The organism is Pedobacter caeni (assembly GCF_900129215.1).
Lineage (GTDB): Bacteria > Bacteroidota > Bacteroidia > Sphingobacteriales > Sphingobacteriaceae > Pedobacter > Pedobacter caeni.
The window spans coordinates 245,155-263,580 of sequence record NZ_FQUQ01000008.1; the positions used below are offsets into that span (position 1 = coordinate 245,155).

13 protein-coding genes, 4 tRNA genes and 1 riboswitch are annotated in these 18,426 nt (G+C 41.5%); of the genes, 9 read left to right on the top strand and 8 right to left on the bottom strand.

All coding sequences use genetic code 11. The annotated features are described in order from the left end of the window. The first annotated feature begins 437 nt into the window (after window positions 1-437). A complete protein-coding gene (locus BUC20_RS31565; RefSeq protein WP_073238193.1) occupies window positions 438-1,253 on the top strand; it encodes a reverse transcriptase family protein in 816 nt (271 codons plus the stop codon). A gap of 41 nt (window positions 1,254-1,294) precedes the next feature. On the opposite strand, the gene BUC20_RS31570 is transcribed toward BUC20_RS31565, so the two are convergent. From BUC20_RS31570 to BUC20_RS31585, 4 genes are all read right to left on the bottom strand, one after another. Next, a tRNA-Glu gene (locus BUC20_RS31570) sits at window positions 1,295-1,366 on the bottom strand. Window positions 1,367-1,406: 40 nt separating this feature from the next. Next, window positions 1,407-1,482, bottom strand: a tRNA-Met gene (locus tag BUC20_RS31575). Between the two features lie 46 nt (window positions 1,483-1,528). Further along, window positions 1,529-1,600 (bottom strand) — tRNA-Glu (locus BUC20_RS31580). Window positions 1,601-1,640: 40 nt separating this feature from the next. Next, a tRNA-Met gene (locus BUC20_RS31585) sits at window positions 1,641-1,716 on the bottom strand. A 110-nt stretch (window positions 1,717-1,826) separates the two neighbouring features. Here BUC20_RS31585 and era point away from each other — a divergent pair. Both era and der read left to right on the top strand, forming a co-directional pair. Continuing rightward, window positions 1,827-2,705: a GTPase Era gene (gene era / locus BUC20_RS31590; RefSeq protein WP_073238195.1), complete on the top strand. Its 879-nt coding sequence runs from the start codon at window positions 1,827-1,829 to the stop codon at window positions 2,703-2,705. A gap of 49 nt (window positions 2,706-2,754) precedes the next feature. Continuing rightward, complete coding sequence (gene der / locus BUC20_RS31595) at window positions 2,755-4,056, top strand: ribosome biogenesis GTPase Der (protein WP_073238198.1); 1,302 nt, start codon at window positions 2,755-2,757, stop codon at window positions 4,054-4,056. A 6-nt stretch (window positions 4,057-4,062) separates the two neighbouring features. Here der and BUC20_RS31600 read toward each other — a convergent pair whose 3' ends face one another. Then, window positions 4,063-5,643 (bottom strand): S41 family peptidase, encoded by a 1,581-nt coding sequence (locus BUC20_RS31600; RefSeq protein ID WP_073238201.1) that lies wholly within the window; start codon window positions 5,641-5,643, stop codon window positions 4,063-4,065. 186 nt (window positions 5,644-5,829) lie between these two features. Here BUC20_RS31600 and murQ point away from each other — a divergent pair, with 186 nt between their 5' ends. The 6 genes from murQ (at window position 5,830) to BUC20_RS31630 (ending at window position 13,517) form a co-directional block, all read left to right on the top strand. Beyond that, entirely contained in the window at window positions 5,830-6,636 is an 807-nt protein-coding gene (gene murQ, locus BUC20_RS31605) for an N-acetylmuramic acid 6-phosphate etherase (protein WP_073238445.1), read from the top strand. A 12-nt stretch (window positions 6,637-6,648) separates the two neighbouring features. Continuing rightward, window positions 6,649-7,218, top strand: coding sequence for a hypothetical protein (locus BUC20_RS31610; protein WP_073238203.1), 570 nt, complete (start codon window positions 6,649-6,651; stop codon window positions 7,216-7,218). Between the two features lie 51 nt (window positions 7,219-7,269). Beyond that, window positions 7,270-8,022, top strand: coding sequence for a Bax inhibitor-1/YccA family protein (locus BUC20_RS31615; protein WP_073238206.1), 753 nt, complete (start codon window positions 7,270-7,272; stop codon window positions 8,020-8,022). A 117-nt stretch (window positions 8,023-8,139) separates the two neighbouring features. Next, window positions 8,140-8,249, top strand: a riboswitch (SAM riboswitch). A gap of 113 nt (window positions 8,250-8,362) precedes the next feature. Then, complete coding sequence (gene metH, locus BUC20_RS31620; protein WP_073238448.1) at window positions 8,363-12,022, top strand: methionine synthase; 3,660 nt, start codon at window positions 8,363-8,365, stop codon at window positions 12,020-12,022. 31 nt (window positions 12,023-12,053) lie between these two features. Next, window positions 12,054-13,010 carry a methylenetetrahydrofolate reductase [NAD(P)H] gene (gene metF, locus BUC20_RS31625; protein WP_073238209.1) on the top strand — a complete coding sequence of 319 codons (957 nt, stop codon included), beginning with the start codon at window positions 12,054-12,056 and terminating at the stop codon, window positions 13,008-13,010. 75 nt (window positions 13,011-13,085) lie between these two features. Beyond that, window positions 13,086-13,517: an META domain-containing protein gene (locus BUC20_RS31630; protein ID WP_073238212.1), complete on the top strand. Its 432-nt coding sequence runs from the start codon at window positions 13,086-13,088 to the stop codon at window positions 13,515-13,517. On the opposite strand, the gene thrC is transcribed toward BUC20_RS31630, so the two are convergent. From thrC to thrA, 3 genes are read right to left on the bottom strand one after another with little or no spacing between them, the layout of a single operon-like run. Further along, window positions 13,504-14,814, bottom strand: a complete 1,311-nt coding sequence (gene thrC / locus BUC20_RS31635) for a threonine synthase (RefSeq protein WP_073238215.1) — start codon at window positions 14,812-14,814, stop codon at window positions 13,504-13,506. The genes BUC20_RS31630 and thrC overlap by 14 nt on opposite strands. 7 nt (window positions 14,815-14,821) lie before the next feature. Next, window positions 14,822-15,757 (bottom strand): homoserine kinase, encoded by a 936-nt coding sequence (locus tag BUC20_RS31640; protein ID WP_073238218.1) that lies wholly within the window; start codon window positions 15,755-15,757, stop codon window positions 14,822-14,824. Further along, entirely contained in the window at window positions 15,754-18,201 is a 2,448-nt protein-coding gene (gene thrA, locus BUC20_RS31645; RefSeq protein ID WP_073238221.1) for a bifunctional aspartate kinase/homoserine dehydrogenase I, read from the bottom strand. Before thrA ends, BUC20_RS31640 begins: the two co-directional genes overlap by 4 nt. Window positions 18,202-18,426: the final 225 nt, after the last annotated feature.

Genomic DNA, 18,426 nt, shown 5'->3' on the forward strand with positions numbered 1-18,426 from the left:
TCCTTTATATCTCTTTCTTTATTTTCGAGATAAGTTCTTTAACAAATCTTCTTTTGTGATACGGGACCATTATTTAAAGTGCCGACAAGCACTACAAAAGGCTGCCTTGCGGCAAGGCAGCCAAAAATAATGACCAACAAAACCGGGTCGAAGTTTTTTGAAATGCTCATGGTACGTATATGGTTCTTGCGGCCGAAAATAGTTTCGGAACAAACAAAATAACCATGAAAAAGCGTAAACGCCTATCTAAACAAATGAAGAAATGGAAGGTTAAGAACAGTAAACATCTTTCAATGACAGAGCGATGGATGTTAAGATTATTTATTATCAATTTAAAAATGGATTGTATTCCTATTATGGTGATGCGCAATCTATTTAGACTAATAAACTATTTTAAATGACTAAAGCTCTAGACCCGGTTCATTTGATCGCAAATTATGGATACAAAATTCATTTTAAACCTGCAAACTAGTTGTAATTTCCTAAAAGAATTAACACTAAATCCGAATGCATTCTACAGCGAGCATCAAAGAGAAAAGATGAGATTTGGTCGCCCTCAGGAAAACAAAGATCATTCAATCAGAATGCGCACCATTTTCAAACCTATCGGCAGGTTAAAAATTAAACAACAAAAAATAAACCAATACATTCAAACGATGGAGCTACCACTTTCAATGTTTGGCGGAGTACGAGGACGGAATAACATTTTAAATGCCTTAGAGCATATGGAAAGCAGGTTCTTTCTAACCGTAGATCTAAAGGACTTTTTTACCAACATCACCAATAAACAGGTTTACCAAACTCTGATTAGTTACAACATTCCATGGAAAGAAGCTAGGATTCTAACAAAATTAACAACATTCAAGGGCTCTCTCCCCCAAGGAGCTCCTTCATCAACGGCCTTGGCAAACCTCGTATTCTCTTCGACCGCATTGGCGCTAGAGAGATTTTCAGCGAATCACGGTATTACCTTCACTAGTTTTATCGATGACCTTACGTTTTCTGCAAAAAAAGACTTTAAACACCTGACACCTCAAATAATTGCTTTAATCAAGCAAAATGGTTTTTTTCTAAACCAGAAAAAAATACATTACACCAGAAATGTGGGTAAAATCACAGGCTTAATTGTTAAAAAAAATAAAATAAGTTTAGAGAAGGAAATGTCTCTAAACTTAGAAAACCCTAGAATTAAGGCATATGCTGATTCTGTTTTCAAATATTACTCTCAATACGAAAAAGCAAAAAACTCCTAAAAAAGCAAAAATCCCGCTCTACTTATCGTAAAGCGGGATCGTAGCCCGTAGGGGAATCGAACCCCTGTTTCCAGAATGAAAATCTGGCGTCCTCACCCCTAGACGAACGGGCCATTTTAGATTGCCATAACCTTTACAGGTTACGAACCTAATTGGTAGCGGGGACCAGACTCGAACTGATGACCTTCGGGTTATGAGCCCGACGAGCTACCAACTGCTCCACCCCGCACTATACCTTTTAAAAACTTCACTAAGCCTCTGCTTAATGATTACTGTAGCCCGTAGGGGAATCGAACCCCTGTTTCCAGAATGAAAATCTGGCGTCCTCACCCCTAGACGAACGGGCCATTTTAAGATTGCCTTAACCTTTACAGGTTACGAACCTTTTGGTAGCGGGGACCAGACTCGAACTGATGACCTTCGGGTTATGAGCCCGACGAGCTACCAACTGCTCCACCCCGCACTATATACATTTCGTCGCTTTTGTTAAATTGTTTAACTCTTGTTCCGAATTGGAATGCAAAGATATAATTCGTTTCTTTGTGGTGCAAATTTATTTTAAAAAATATTTTCATGTCACATAAAGCAGGTTTTGTAAGTATAATTGGTAAGCCCAATGCGGGCAAATCAACGTTAATGAATGCCCTGGTGGGTGAAAAGCTTTCTATCATCACTCCGAAAGCTCAGACTACCCGTCACCGGATTCTGGGAATTGTCAATGAAGAAAACTATCAGATTGTATTTTCTGATACTCCGGGCATCATAAAACCGCGTTATGGTTTACAAGATTCTATGATGAGTTCTGTAAAAGGAGCCCTTACTGATGCCGATTTAATTCTGTTCGTTACCGACATTAATGAACAGTATGATGAAAACGATGTATTGGAAAAAATTATTGACACCACCATTCCAATGATTGTACTCATTAATAAGATCGACAATGCTACACAGGAAGAAGTAGAAGAAAAAACTGCTTACTGGCAGGAGAAGTTAAATCCAAAGCATATTTATGCCATTTCTGCATTACATCTATATAACTTAGAAGGAATCATGGATATGGTATTGGATCATTTACCGGAGCATGCCCCCTTCTATGATAAAGAAGACCTGACCGATCGTACCCAAAGATTCTTTGTTTCTGAAATCATCAGAGAAAAGATCTTTAACAACTATCAGAAGGAAATCCCTTACAGTACAGAGGTGGTAATTACTTCCTTTAAAGAAGAAGAGAAAATCACCAGAATCAGCGCTGAAATCATCGTAGAACGCGATTCACAGAAAAACATCCTGATTGGTAAAGGTGGTGCAATGTTAAAGAAAGTAGGTACTGAAGCCCGTAAGGATATTGAGAAATTTTTGGATCAGAAAGTATTCCTTGAGACCTTTGTAAAGGTGGTACCAGACTGGAGAAGTAAAAAGAACTATTTAAAAAGTTTCGGGTACGAAAATTAAGCTTACCTTTGCAACCCCTTAATAACTAATACAATTCATACCAATACACATGAGCAACATTATCGCAATAGTCGGAAGACCAAACGTAGGCAAATCTACCCTATTTAACCGCTTAACAGAGAGTCGCAAAGCCATTGTTGATGATTTTAGCGGTGTAACCCGTGATCGTCATTACGGATCGGCAGAATGGACAGACAGACAATTTACAGTAATTGATACAGGAGGCTATGTAGCCAACTCTGAAGATGTTTTTGAAGCAGCCATCCGCGAACAGGTGGTTATTGCCATCGAAGAGGCAACAGTATTGTTGTTTATGGTGGACGTGGTAACCGGTATTACCGACCTGGATGACGAAATCGCACAATTACTCAGACGCAGCAGCAAACCTGTATTTATCGTTGTAAATAAAGTAGACAATACCCAATTGCAAAATGATGCCTCCGTATTTTACGGATTTGGTTTAGGTGAGATCTATCCGATCTCTTCTATGACTGGCTCAGGAACAGGTGATTTACTGGACGATGTGATCAAACACTTCGAAGATATCCCGGAAGAAGAAAATGCTTTACCTAAAATCACCATCGTTGGAAGACCTAACGTAGGAAAGTCATCTTTGATCAATGCATTAATCGGTAAAGAAAGAAATATTGTAACCCCAATCGCAGGTACAACAAGAGATTCCATCCATATCCATTACAATCAATTCGGACACGAATTCATGTTTATCGATACTGCCGGACTTCGCAAGAAAACCAAAGTAAAAGAGAACATCGAGTTTTATTCCGTTATGCGTACCATTAAGGCGCTGGAAGAAGCTGATGTGGTGATCTTAATGATAGATGCCATGGAAGGATTAGAGTCGCAGGACGTTAATATTTTCCACCTTGCAGAGAAGAACAAAAAAGGAATCGTGATCCTGGTTAACAAATGGGATTTAGTGGAGAAAGACAGTAAAACGGTTAAGATCTTTGAAGATCAGATCCGTCAGAAACTACAACCATTCACTGATGTACCTATCGTTTTCACTTCAGTAGTGAACAAACAACGTATTTTCCAGGCTATTGAAACTGCATTAGAGGTATTCAAAAACAGAGGTAAGAAAGTTCCTACTTCGAAGTTGAACGATGTGATGCTGCCGATCATCGAGAACTATCCTCCACCAGCATTAAAAGGAAAGTACATCAAAATCAAATACATCACCCAGATCAACGGAACATCACCAATGTTTGCTTTCTTCTGCAACTTGCCACAATACATCAAGGAACCGTATAAACGTTTCATTGAAAACAAGCTAAGAGAAAATTTCGATTTCAGCGGAGTACCGATTCAGATCTATTTCAGACAGAAATAAAAACAATTACTGCAGACTGGTTAATGCCTGTTTGACCATTGCGTCACTTAAGTTAAGCGCTTTGTAATAACCGGCATCACCCAGGTGGTATTTGCACAACAATACTTTCACATCATTATAGATCAAAGGTCTTGCCGCCTGTAATAGCTTCGGCTCAATCACTATACCTTTGGTCTGAATGTATTTCAACAGATCCTTGTAATCGGCATCATTGATGTTAAAGGTGGCAAGGTTCTGTTCTATAAAAGAAGAGGTATAACGGTTTGCGAGCACATCATAGACAAAATCGAAAAGCACCTTTTTGGCAATCAGCTTCGCATAAAATCTGTTAAACCCACTGGTATCCATTTTCACATAGACATCAGGTTGAATTCCACCGCCCAAAAACAACTTTCCTTTCTTAACACTGTCTTTTGCGCTCACATTTTTTGCAGTCAGCTCTCCATCGTTAAAACGATCTTCGATCTCATTCTGATAAGCATTGTAGCCCTTTTTATAAGATTTCTGAATGCTTCTTCCGGAAGGTGTATAATATCTGGCAATGGTAAGATTTAAGGCCGAACCATCCACAAACGGGAACTGTTCCTGAACAAGGCCTTTCCCAAAAGAACGACGGCCAATGATAATTCCTCTATCCAGATCCTGTACCGCACCGGCAAGGATCTCACTTGCAGAGGCTGAATTTTCGTTGATCAGGATGGCCAGTTTACCTTGTTCAAACTCTCCGCCACCAGTGGTAAAATAATCAGTTCTGGGTTCATGCTTGCCCTGTGTGTATACAATCAGCCTGTTTTCTGCTAAAATCTGATTCGCCAGACCTGTAGCAGCTGTCAGGTACCCTCCCCCATTGTCACGGAGATCCAATACCAGTTTTTTCATGCCTTTTGTTTTGAGTGAGCGGACAGATTCCACAAAATCCTGATCAGTTTCTGCACCAAAATTGCTGATGCGTACGTAGCCGGTTTCTGTATTGAGCATATAAGCAGCGTCTATACTACTCACTTTTACACGCCCGCGGTTAACAGTAAATAAAACGGGTAAAGGGTTTCCGGGATGCAAAATACTTAATTTCACCGCAGTTCCTTTTTTCCCCTTGATCTTACCAATCATTTTTTCTCTCGGTAATGACCTCCCACTCACAAAAGTGGTATCAATTTTAAGAATTTTATCTCCCTGGCGGATGCCTGAAAGAAAAGCGGGCCCCTCCTTGATGACATTCGTCACCAGCAGGGTATCATTAAGGATATAATATTCTATTCCAATTCCTTCGAAATTACCTCCAAGCGTTTCGGCAAATTCGTTTGCTTTTGCCGGAGGAAGATAAGCGCTATGAGGATCTAACTGATGCAGCAGACTGTCTATTGGCAGGTGATGTAAGCTATCTGCATTGACTTCATCAACATAGTTTTTATTGATGATATGAATGATTTCATCCACTTTTTCAGTATTCCCGGCCAGATAACCAGCCTGTTTTTTCACCTGATATCCCTGATCTTTTAAAAATTTATAGCCTACAAACATGCCACCTATCAAAACAGTGGAATAAGTAAGGGCGATCAAAAGGTTATATCGGGTGGTCTTTTTCATGGTTAAATGCTGCGTAAAGTTATAAAATAACCCTGTCAATTAATAAATTAAGTCCTATTCATTTATAATTGTTTGATAATTTTTACAAAAACCCGGAATTGCCTTAAAATCGTATTATTTAAACTGATTTCCGGGAATATTTCCGGTTTAAAAAGAAAATCCCGATTTTTATCAAAAAAACCATATATGATAAGAGTAACTGAGCAGGAGTCAAAGTATAATAACATCGATCAGATGTCCGTACTTCAAATTCTTCAAGACATCAACAAAGAAGACCAGACTGTTCCTCAGGCTGTGGAGAAGGTTATCCCACAAATCGAGAAACTAGCTACCTCAGTTGCAGAACGTATGATAAATGGAGGCCGCTTATTTTATATCGGTGCAGGAACCAGTGGCCGCCTGGGCGTAGTAGACGCTTCAGAATGCCCCCCAACCTTCGGTGTTCCCTTTGACTGGGTAGTGGGTATCATTGCAGGTGGCGATACCGCCATCAGGAAAGCGGTCGAAAATGCAGAAGATGATGTGGAACAAGCCTGGATAGACCTTCAGGAATACAAAATCAATGAAAAAGATTGCCTGATCGGACTCGCTGCTTCAGGAACTACCCCTTATGTGATCGGTGGATTAAATACGGCACGCAAGCACGGTATCTTAACCGGATGTATTGTTTGTAATGAGGGTGGTCCGATCGCTGCCGAAAGTGATTTCCCTGTAGAAGTAGTCGTTGGACCAGAATTTTTAACGGGATCTACCCGTATGAAATCAGGTACTGCACAGAAATTAGTACTAAATATGCTCAGCACAACAGTGATGATAAGGCTGGGCCGTGTAAAAGGAAATAAAATGGTAGATATGCAACTGACCAATCACAAACTGGTTGACAGAGGTACGCAAATGGTAATGGAAGAACTGCACATCGACCATGATCAGGCTGCTGATTTACTGATCCGTTATGGAAGCGTACGTAAAGCCGTGGAAGCAGGTACTAAATAATCCCTAAAAATTATGCACGAAATTGAGCCCTTCTACCTTTGGCGCGATGATTACATTGCTGCTGAAGATGATCGTTCGCCTTTTTATAACACCGAATATTCGGAGTTCTATTTCGACAAGCAGCTGTACAACTTTCTGATTCACCCTCAATGGGATGATTTTGGATCCAACACCCTATATCTTAAGGTATTGTATACAGATTACGAAAGGGGTTATACCATCATCGAGTTCATCGGAGAATGGAATGATGCCATCGGAAATGACATTATGTTGTTGAAACGGGAAATCCTTGAGCTGATGATCGATGAAGGAATCAATAAATTTATTCTTGTTGGCGAAAACGTCCTGAACTTTCATGCTTCTGAAGACAGCTATTATGAGGAATGGTTCCAGGATGTCGAAGATGGATGGATCACTGGAATCAACTTTCAGCAACATGTGATCGATGAATTCAGAAGCGCCAACATTGATTATTACATCAACTTTGGCGGTCAGCTTGACGATTTGGCATGGAGAACCCTAAAACCGCTTCAGTTTTTTAAGAAAGTAGAAGAAATCCTGACAAAAAGACTCGGGGCATAGGTTTTGTAAGAAGATAAACAATTAGTAACTTTAAACTAAAATTTAAATAAAATGGATAACAACAATAATTACGAGTGGGCTCACAAATCTGTTTTCGTGGAGCAGCAAACCGGAATGGTTGCCAAGAAGTTCTTTGCAAATGTATTCTTATGGATGTTTGTAGCGTTGAGTCTATCAACAGTAGCAGCTTTGGTTATCTCAACTTCGCCTGCAGCTTTAGGCCAGTTGGTGAACTTTGAAACAGGACAAAGAACAGTATTAGGATATATTGCCATGTTTGCCCCTCTGGGACTGGTATTGTTAATGGGAGCCGGTTTTAGCCGCCTTTCTTATGGTGCATTATTAGGCGTTTTCGTCTTATTCTCCATCCTTTTAGGGGTGAGTTTAAGCTTTATCCTCCTAATTTATACCGCAGGATCTATCGTTGCATGTTTTGCCGCAGCGGCAGGTATATTTGGAATCATGGCTGTTCTTGGTTACACGACTGATGTAGACTTAAGTAAATTCGGGCCAATCTTAATGGTAGGTGTTGCAGGTCTGTTCATTGCCAGTATCATTAACCTGTTCCTTGGAAGTCCAACTTTCAGCTATGTGATGAGCTTCTTTGGTGTAGCCATCTTTACTGCGCTTACCGCGTATGATGTTCAAAAACTAAAACGCATTGGTGCAGGTATCGAAGAAAATGGCGATCAAATGGTTGCTACTGACGCTAAAAAATTAGCCATCATGGGTGCATTGTCGCTTTATCTTGACTTTATCAACATCTTCCTGTTCTTATTAAGAATCTTCGGAAGCAGAAGATAATCAAGATTTTCCAGAATATTATTCCGAAGGCCATGCAGATTTGCATGGCCTTTGCAATTTTATATGCTTTCCGTACTGTTTTTTTGGAAATCATTTTTCTTTGTTGCACTTTTGCAGAGCTTATAGAGAAAGACGGAGGGATTAGACCCTGCGAAGTCTTAGCAACCTGTGCTTACAAGGTGCTACATTCTACTGGAACCGGACCATTGGCTCCCGAAAGATAAGTTAAAGTCGACCCTACACCGGACTTTTCAATAAGCTTTTGACTGCGTATAAAATCGTAACCGATATGAAGTACATATCCGGAAGCCTTTTCCTTACGCATTACCGGAGAAGACAAATGAACATTAGAGAAGAGTTAGAGAAACGCATATTGATTATTGATGGTGCCATGGGAACCATGATCCAGCGCTATATTCTAACAGAAGAAGATTTCAGAGGAGAAAGATTTAAAGATCATCCATGTGATGTGAAAGGCAATAATGATTTGCTGAACCTCACACGCCCTGACATCATTAAAGCCATACACACCGAATACCTTAAGGCTGGCGCAGATATCATTGAAACCAATACCTTCAGCACACAGCGCATTTCACTGGCAGATTACCAGATGGAAGAGCTGGATTATGAAATGAGTTTTGCCGGCGCAAAACTTGCCCGCGAAGCTGTAGACGAATTCCTGGCCTCAAACCCGGATAGAAGGTCTTTCGTGGCGGGAGCTGTAGGCCCAACCAACAGAACCCTTTCCATCTCACCGGATGTAAATGATCCGGGATACCGGGCCCTTACCTTTGATGAACTCGTTGACGCTTATGATCAGCAGGTCCGCGGACTGGTAGACGGAGGCTCAGATCTTTTGTTAATCGAAACGATCTTTGATACCCTGAATGCCAAAGCTGCCATATATTCTATTAAAAAATACGAAAAAGAAATCGGCAGAACGATAGACATCATGATCTCCGGAACCATCACTGATGCTTCCGGAAGAACCCTGTCTGGACAAACCGTAGAAGCGTTTTTAAATTCGGTGATCCATGCCAACCCGATCAGCATTGGTTTTAACTGTGCTTTAGGTGCTAAAGACATGAGGCCGCACATTGAAGAACTTTCAGCGAAAGCCACTTGTTATGTTTCGGCCTATCCAAATGCAGGTTTACCTAACGAATTTGGTGCTTATGATGAGATGCCACATGAAACTGCCCATTTGGTAGAAGATTTCATCCAGCATGGGTTTGTCAATATTGTGGGTGGTTGTTGTGGCACTACGCCGGAGCATATTGCCTGCATCGCTGCCAAAGCAAAAAACATTAACCCAAGAAAAATCACTGAAGTAGCCCCATACTTACGCCTGAGCGGTCTGGAACCCGTAACCATCACCCCCGAAAGCATCTTCGTTAACATTGGTGAAAGAACAAACATCACCGGATCTCCTAAATTCTCAAAACTGATTTTAGGTGGTGATTACGAAGCCGCACTTACTGTTGCCCGTCAGCAGGTAGAAGGTGGTGCCCAGGTGATCGACGTAAATATGGATGAAGGGATGCTCGATGGGGAAGCCGCAATGGTAAAATTCCTCAACCTGATCGCCTCTGAGCCCGATATCTCTAAACTTCCCATCATGGTCGATTCGTCCAAGTGGACAGTAATTGAGGCCGGATTGAAATGTTTACAGGGAAAAGGGATCGTCAACTCCATCTCGTTGAAAGAAGGAGAAGAAAAATTTAAAGAAAGTGCCTTAAAAATCATGAACTATGGCGCAGCTGTGGTGGTGATGGCATTTGATGAACAAGGACAGGCAGACAACTTCGAAAGAAGAAAAGAAATCTGTAAACGTTCTTATGATATATTAGTAAATGAAGTAGGTTTTCCTGCTCAAGACATCATATTTGATCCAAACATCCTGACCGTAGCAACGGGTCTGGAGGAACACAACAATTATGCGGTAGATTTCATCAACGCCACAAGATGGATCAAAGAAAACCTGCCTTATGCCAAAGTAAGTGGAGGGGTTTCCAATATTTCCTTCTCTTTCAGGGGAAACAATACCGTAAGGGAAGCCATGCACTCGGCCTTCCTTTACCATGCCATTAAAGCTGGTCTGGACATGGGGATTGTAAACGCCGGAATGCTGGAAGTTTATCAGGAAATTCCACCGGAGCTTCTGGAGCGTGTAGAAGACGTATTACTCAACCGCCGGGAAGATGCCACAGAAAGATTGGTGGAGTTTGCAGACACCATCAAATCTAAGGGTAAAGAGATTGTCAGAGATGAAGAATGGAGGAAAGAAAGTGTAGAAAGCAGGCTTTCACATTCCCTGGTTAAGGGAATTATTGAATACCTGGATGCCGATGTAGAAGAAGCCAGACAGAAATATCCCAAACCAATACATGTGATTGAAGGCCCCTTGATGGATGGAATGAACATCGTTGGAGACCTCTTCGGTGCCGGAAAAATGTTTCTTCCACAGGTGGTAAAATCTGCCAGGGTAATGAAAAAAGCCGTGGCCTATCTCCTTCCTTTCATTGAGCAGGAAAAACTTGATAATCCTGATGGAAAAGCAAGTTCATCTGCGGGAAGGGTCTTAATGGCTACCGTAAAAGGTGATGTTCATGATATCGGGAAAAATATTGTTGGCGTGGTACTGGCCTGTAACAACTTCGAGATCGTAGATCTTGGAGTGATGGTTCCGGCACAAACCATTATTCAGAAAGCCAAAGAAATTAATGCAGATATTATCGGATTAAGTGGTCTGATTACCCCTTCGCTGGATGAAATGGTACACTTTGCCAAAGAAATGGAACGTGAAGGATTTACCATTCCCCTGATCATCGGTGGGGCAACGACTTCCAGGATTCATGCTGCTGTAAAGGTCGCACCAAATTACTCAGGACCAGCCATCCACGTACTGGATGCTTCCAGAAGTGTAACGGTATGCAGTACCTTGATGAATGAAGAAACCAGGGGCGCTTACATTGATGGCATCAGAAAGGAATACGATAAAGCAAGGGAAGCACACTTAAATAAACGTTCCGATAAGCGTTTTAAAACATTGGAAGAAGCCAGAAAAGATCAGTTTAAAATAGATCTTGACCTGGTTGCTCCGGCACCGGTGTTTACAGGAACAAAAGTATTTGAAGATTACCCACTGGCAGAACTGGTTCCTTATATCGACTGGACACCTTTCTTCCATACCTGGGAGCTTCGTGGCAGCTATCCTAAAATATTTAACGATAAATTGGTTGGAGATGAAGCCAAAAAATTATTTGATGATGCTCAGGCACTGTTAAAACGCATCATCGATGAGAAACTGTTAACTGCCAAAGGAGTCATCGGCTTCTGGCCTGCAAACACCGTTGGAGATGACATTATCCTTGATGTAGAAGGGCAGCAAGTCACCATCCATACACTTCGTCAGCAAGCAGAAAAAGTAGCAGGAGAGCCTTATTATGCATTATCCGACTTTGTCGCTCCAAAGGAATCCGGTGTTGCCGACTATTTTGGAGGTTTTGCAGTGACTACAGGAATAGGCTGTGATGAACTCGTAGCAGAATTTGAAGCGAACTATGATGATTATAATAGCATTATGGCCAAAGCGCTGGCCGACAGGCTTGCGGAGGCTTTTGCAGAAAGAATGCACGAACTGGTACGTAAAGATTATTGGGGTTATGCCAAAGATGAGCATTTAAGCAATGAAGAACTGATCAAGGAAGAGTATGCAGGAATACGCCCGGCACCAGGATACCCTGCCTGTCCGGAGCATACTGAAAAAGGAACTCTTTTTGAATTACTGGATGCAGAAAATAAAATTGGCCTTCGTTTAACCGAAAGCTATGCCATGTATCCTACGGCTGCAGTAAGCGGATTTTATTTCGCCCACCCGCAGTCCAGGTATTTTGGCCTGGGTAAAATCACAAAAGATCAGATCGAAGAATACGCCATCAGAAAAGACATGCCAATTGAAGAAGTAGAAAGATGGCTGAGTCCTAACCTGGCTTACTAATTACAGACAACCAACCTTACAAGAAATATTAATGAAGATCGTAGACCATATCAGCAATGCAAAAGGGACACCCCTTTTCTCATTTGAACTATTGCCTCCCATAAAAGGACAAAGCATTAAGGGGATTTTTGATGCAATAGACCCTTTAATGGAGTTTAACCCTCCTTTTATTGATGTAACTTATTTAAGAGAAGATTATATCTACAAACAACATCCAAATGGCTTATTGGAAAAGATTGCCTATCGCAAACGTCCAAGTACAGTAGCAACCTGTGCAGCCATTATGAATAAATACAATGTGGATGCCGTACCTCACCTAATCTGCGGAGGTTTTACAAAGGATGAAACGGAGAATGCACTGATCGATCTTCAATTCTTAGGAATCGACAATGTATTGGTGTTGCGTGGGGATGCCCGTAAAAGCGACAATTCTTTTATTCCAACTCCCGATGGGCATGCTTATGCTTCAGAATTGTTACAGCATGTAGTAGACATGAACAATGGCCGTTACCTGCATGATTATATGGAGGATGCCGCAAAAACTGATTTCTGCATCGGTGTAGCGGGTTATCCGGAAAAACACTACGAATCGCCAAACCTGGATACTGATTTTAAATACCTGAAACATAAAGTTGATACCGGTGCAGATTTCATCGTTACACAAATGTTTTTCGACAATAAGAAATACAAGGCCCTGGTTGATAAATGCCGTGCAAATGGCATTAACGTCCCTATTATCCCGGGACTTAAGCCCATTACCAGCAGCAAACAACTCGTTAGTCTGCCTAAAATTTTCCATCTGGATATTCCGATGGAATTGAGCGAAGCAATCCAGTCATGCAAGTCAGAGAAAGACGTAAAAGAAGTTGGAATAGAATGGATGATCCACCAATGTCAGGAGTTAAAAGAGATGGGTGCGCCCGTTCTTCACTTCTACACGATGGGCAATCCAGAACCTACAAAGAAGATCGTACAAGCAGTATTCTAGCCTTTTCCTGATACCCGATAGGTGTATTTTCGAATACTCTTTGTACCTTTCGGGTATCATTAATACAATAAGGCTATGAAAAGAATCATGTTACTGGCAATTGTAATGACCAGCACTTTTGCTGCGTGCACCACCCTAAAACCGGGAACAATAGGAAATGGAGGATTGTCTGAGTTGGGAGGAACCTGGGAACTGAGCTACATCTCTGGCCCAAGAATAGCTTTTAATGGTTTATATCCGGCAACAAGACCAACCATTACCTTTGATGTCACAGGAAAGAAATTAAGCGGAAATACCAGTTGTAATTCCTTTTCAGGCGCTTTAATCGCAGATGACACCACCATCAATCTGACTCAGCCACTAGCCATGACAAAAATGGCCTGCCCTGGTGAAGGAGAGGCCACTTTTTTAGACATGTTAAAGAAAGCGAGTACTTATTATGTAACTGACAGCACCCTTAATTTTATGATGGGTGATATTGCCATCATGCGCTTTAGTAAAAAGTAGTGAGGTAATTTTTAAAGGAAGCATACTCAATATCCATCTGCTCTGCATACTTTGATTTGGCACTTAATTCCCTAACCTGAGCAGGAATCTGGATTTTGCTGCTGATCTCCTCAGAAAAAACATCAGGAAACTTACAGGCATGAGCCGTAGATAAAAATACACCCGTAGCATTTTCCTGCGGGTTTTCTTTTTTATAATCCTCAAGTGCCAGCCATGCAATTGCGGTATGCGGGCAGGCAATATATTCGAACTGATCATAAATGGCATGAATTCCTTTCATGGTTTGCTCGTCAGTATAGCTATAACTTTTCAAAACCTGTTGTAAAGCCGCTTTATCCTGATCGAAAAGATCCATGATCCTCACCCAATTACTCGGGGCACCTACATCCATTGCATTTGCATAAGTCTGGACAGAAGGTCTGGTTTCATATACCCCTGTTTTTAAATAACGGGGAACGGTATCGTTCACATTGGTAGCGGCAATAAACTGTTTCACAGGGAGGCCCATTTTATAAGCCAATAGTCCCGCAGCAATATTGCCGAAATTACCGCTGGGCACAGAAAATATAACTTCCTTTTTTCCTGCTCTGCGAAGTTGCGCATAGGCATTGAAATAGTATAAGGTCTGAGGGATCAGCCTGGAAATATTGATAGAATTCGCGGAAGTCAGGCGGAGTTTTTTATTCAGTTCTTCATCTGCAAAGGCTTGTTTCACCAGGTGCTGACAATCGTCAAAAGTCCCATCCACCTCTATTGCATGGATATTATTTCCATTTGTACAGAGTTGTAATTCCTGGATTTCACTTACTTTTCCTTTCGGATAAAGAATCGTGACCCTGGTATTGGGTACCCCAAGAAAGCCCAGTGCCACCGCTCCTCCGGTATCACCGGAAGTAGCAACCAGAACATCCAGTAACTGTTCTCCATCTTTTAAGAAATAAGCCATGACCCTGCTCATGAATCTTGCGCCAAAATCCTTAAAAGCCAGCGAAGGACCATGGAACAACTCCAGGACATAAGTATTTGCTTCAAGTGGTACCACAGGTGCATCGAAATTAAATGCTTCATCAACGATTTTTTGCAGATCTGATGCCGGAATGGCATTGTCCAATAAGGCCGAGGCAACCTTGAAAGCAATCTGAGGTAGGGTATATTGATCTATCTGCTGAATAAATTCCTGATCAAGTACCGGAATATTTAGCGGCATATACAAACCTTTATCCAAAGGCATGCTGTTAAAGACAGCAGTAGGAAAGTCTACATTTAAATCGTGGTTATTCGTACTATATAATTTCATAATGGGGTTAATCTAAAATAACAGGACCTTTTTTATTTACTTCCGACACAAAAGACAGGCTATTGATACCAATTCCTTTTAAATGCTGCTGCAGTTTCTGAGTGATTGCCCTGGCTGTGGCTTCATCTTTTGTTAACGCAAAAACAGAAGGACCAGAACCTGAAATACCGAAGCCTATAGCTCCTGTTTTCATCGACAAGCTTCTTAATTTATAAAAATCAGGAATCAGAATAGAGCGGGTAGGCTCCACCAGAATATCGGTCATACTCCTGCCAATCAGGTCATGATCTTTCAGAAATAAACCACTTACCAAACCGGCCACATTTCCCCATTGGGTAACGGCATCTTTCAACAGCACTTTGGAGCGGATCATTTGTCGTGCATCTTTTGTAGGCACATCAACCTCAGGATATACGATCGCGGCATACAAGTCATCCGGATGGGGCAAGCTGATGATGTCCAGGGGCTGATAACTCCGGATCAATACAAAACCACCTAAAAGTGCGGGCGCTACGTTATCAGCATGTCCGTAACCGCAGGCCAACTCCTCTCCTTTCATTGCAAAAGGAACCAGCTCTTTATTTGTCAGTAATTGATCAAAAAGGGTATTTACCGCAAATAAACCGGCAACTGTACTGGCAGAACTGGAACCCAGCCCACTACCTATTGGCATTTTTTTATGCAACTCAATTTCTATTCCGGTATCTGGCTTGCCGATATGGTTCAGGTAATGCTGCACACTGGCACTCACTGTATTCTTCTTTGGATCCAGTGGCAAACGGCCGTCATCACCAGTGATTTTTGTGATCTTGATTCCCGGAGATTCCGTTAGTTTCATGATCACTTCATCCCCAGGTTCATTTACAGCAAATCCAAGAACATCATATCCGCAAACCACATTGGCCACAGTTGCAGGGGCAAAAACTTTTATAGACTCTTTCATCGTTTACCTACATTAATAATATCAGCAAAAACACCTGCAGCAGTTACTTCAGCACCAGCACCCGGTCCTTTAACCACCAGGGGGCGGTCCTTATACCGATCTGTGGTGAAGGAAATGATATTATCGCTTCCGGATAGCATGTAGAAGGGATGGCTATCATCTACCATCTGCAGTGTAATCACTACTTTTCCTGCCTCCAGCTTACCGATATACCTCAATACTTTATGACCTGATGCAGCCTCCTGCTTCAGTTTTTCAAAATAGCTGGTATTGTTTTCAAGTTCCTGATAGAAATCTGCCACTGTAGCCGCTGCCAGACAAGCAGGAGGAAGCATGCTTTCGATCTCAATATCACTTTCTTCCAATGGATAACCTGCATCACGGGCAAGAATGAGCATTTTTCTCATAAAGTCTTTTCCATTCAGATCGTCTCTCGGATCAGGCTCGGTATACCCTTTGTCCTGTGCCTCTTTCACCACTTCATGGAATAATTTATCTCCTTTATAATTATTGAAAATGTAGGAGATTGTACCCGATAAGATGGCTTCAATCCGGTCAATCCGGTCGCCACTCATCATCAGATCCTTTAAAGTCCGGATGATCGGTAAACCAGCACCTACATTTGTTTCATAGTAAAAATCAACCCCATATTTCCTTGCTGCCTGTTTAAAGGCCACATATTGTTCGTAATCTGCAGAGTTACCGATCTTGTTGCAGGTCACCACAGAGATGCTTGATTGCAGGATATCCTGATAAAACTGAATCGGATTATGACTCGCAGTATTGTCTACGAACACACAGTTCGGTAAGTTCATGGCTTTCATTTGCTTAATGAATACCGCTAAATCCGCAGGTTCACCTTTTGTCTCCAGGTCTTTCTCCCAATTGCTTAACGCAATTCCTTCCACATTCTGGTACATCTTACGGGTATTACTTACACCCATCACTTTTACCTGAAGGTCATTGTTGGTAGCCAAAAAGTCCATCTGAGCTTCTAGCTGTGCGAATAAGGTTTTTCCAATATTGCCGGTCCCAAGACAAAATACGTGTAAAGTTCTTTTCAGATTGGCGTAAAAGGCGTCATGAACCGCATTTACTGCTTTTGAAAGATCAGGTTTGGAGATGATCACCGAGATATTGTACTCTGAAGAACCCTGCGCGATTGCTCTCACATTTACACCATTCCTACCCAGAGCATTGAATAATTTCCCAGACATTCCAGGTGTTTTTTTCATATTCTCCCCAACAATAGCCAGGGCAGCCAATCCATTTTCAACTTCCGGGTATTCCAGTTTACGAGCCTGAAGCTCCAGTTCAAATTCTTTATTTATGAGTGCTAATGCTTTCAGGGCATCTGCAGGTTTAACGGCAAAAGTAATGCTGTGCTCAGAAGAAGACTGTGTGATCAGGATAATGTTGATCTGCTCACGTGATAACAGGGAGAACAGCCTTCCGCTAAAACCAGCTTTCCCAACCATTCCACTTCCGGTAAGGTTCAGCACACTGATCTCATCAATAGAAGAAATCCCTTTTATAGGTAATTTCGAAGCACTGGTGCCATGTTTGATATAAGTTCCTGGAAAATCTACATTGAATGTATTTTTAATCACTATAGGGATTCTTTTTAAGAATGCAGGGATCATTGTTGGAGGATAGATCACCTTTGCACCAAAATAAGAAAGCTCCATCGCTTCTGTATAACTAAGCTCTGGCAGCGAAAACGCTTTTTTAACCATTCTTGGATCAGCAGTCAGCATTCCGTCTACATCTGTCCAGATCTGAATTTCTCCGGCATTTAGTGCGGATCCCCAGATTGCAGCAGTGTAATCACTTCCACCACGCCCAAGGGTAGTAATCCGGCCATCATCATTACTGGCAATAAAGCCGGTAACGAACAATAACTTATCTGAATTGCTTTCCTGAAAGTCCCTGATCAGGGTTTCTGTCAGGTAAGTATTTACTTTTGCCTGCCCGAAATTATGATCTGTTTTAATGAGCTCTGATCCGTCAACATATAGCGCATTTGAGAAGCTCTGTTTGGCAATATGACTGATCATTACAGTTGAACAACGTTCTCCATAACTTAAAATCAGATCTTTCGTTTGCAAACTCAGCTCCCGCAGGTTATAGACTGACTGTAAGATCTCTTCCAGTTCATTAAAATAGATTTTAAGTTTGGTCAATACCGGGTTCTGTGCATTCGCCGGCAATAAAGCCCGGATCACATCAAAATGTTTTTTCTCAATTATTTTTAACTCCTCACTATAATCACTACCATGACCCGCGTTTTCTGCCATCTCGACCAGGGCATTGGTTACCCCGCTCATGGCAGATAAGACGACAATAGGATTTTCAGCTCCTTGCTGATCCTTAAGGATACTTAACAAGGCAGTTATGCTTTGTAAAGAACCGACTGATGTACCTCCAAATTTTAAAATATTCATAATTTACGGTTAAAAAAAAAGCGCCTTCCCCGATTAGAGGAAGGCGCTTTTTGTGGTTTTTAGTTTTTATTTTTTACCCATTAGCTAGCCTCCCTCCGAGATATCCCGGTGGTGGTAATAATGGAAATAATGGTTGAATTATTATACATTGTATTTTTTACACTTACTGTGCTCAGACGTAAAGTAAAGTTATATTTTTCTAATTAGCAAATGATTAGCAAAATA

Bases quoted from the DNA above. Each gene is read 5' to 3' on its own strand.
- BUC20_RS31565 (WP_073238193.1), top strand. From the start codon at position 438: ATGGATACAAAATTCATTTTAAACCTGCAAACTAGTTGTAATTTCCTA.
- BUC20_RS31630 (WP_073238212.1), top strand. From the start codon at position 13,086: ATGAAAAGAATCATGTTACTGGCAATTGTAATGACCAGCACTTTTGCT.
- murQ (WP_073238445.1), top strand. From the start codon at position 5,830: ATGATAAGAGTAACTGAGCAGGAGTCAAAGTATAATAACATCGATCAG.
- BUC20_RS31640 (WP_073238218.1), bottom strand. From the start codon at position 15,757: ATGAAAGAGTCTATAAAAGTTTTTGCCCCTGCAACTGTGGCCAATGTG.
- thrA (WP_073238221.1), bottom strand. From the start codon at position 18,201: ATGAATATTTTAAAATTTGGAGGTACATCAGTCGGTTCTTTACAAAGC.
- thrC (WP_073238215.1), bottom strand. From the start codon at position 14,814: ATGAAATTATATAGTACGAATAACCACGATTTAAATGTAGACTTTCCT.
- BUC20_RS31615 (WP_073238206.1), top strand. From the start codon at position 7,270: ATGGATAACAACAATAATTACGAGTGGGCTCACAAATCTGTTTTCGTG.
- era (WP_073238195.1), top strand. From the start codon at position 1,827: ATGTCACATAAAGCAGGTTTTGTAAGTATAATTGGTAAGCCCAATGCG.
- BUC20_RS31600 (WP_073238201.1), bottom strand. From the start codon at position 5,643: ATGAAAAAGACCACCCGATATAACCTTTTGATCGCCCTTACTTATTCC.
- metF (WP_073238209.1), top strand. From the start codon at position 12,054: ATGAAGATCGTAGACCATATCAGCAATGCAAAAGGGACACCCCTTTTC.
- der (WP_073238198.1), top strand. From the start codon at position 2,755: ATGAGCAACATTATCGCAATAGTCGGAAGACCAAACGTAGGCAAATCT.
- metH (WP_073238448.1), top strand. From the start codon at position 8,363: ATGAACATTAGAGAAGAGTTAGAGAAACGCATATTGATTATTGATGGT.
- BUC20_RS31610 (WP_073238203.1), top strand. From the start codon at position 6,649: ATGCACGAAATTGAGCCCTTCTACCTTTGGCGCGATGATTACATTGCT.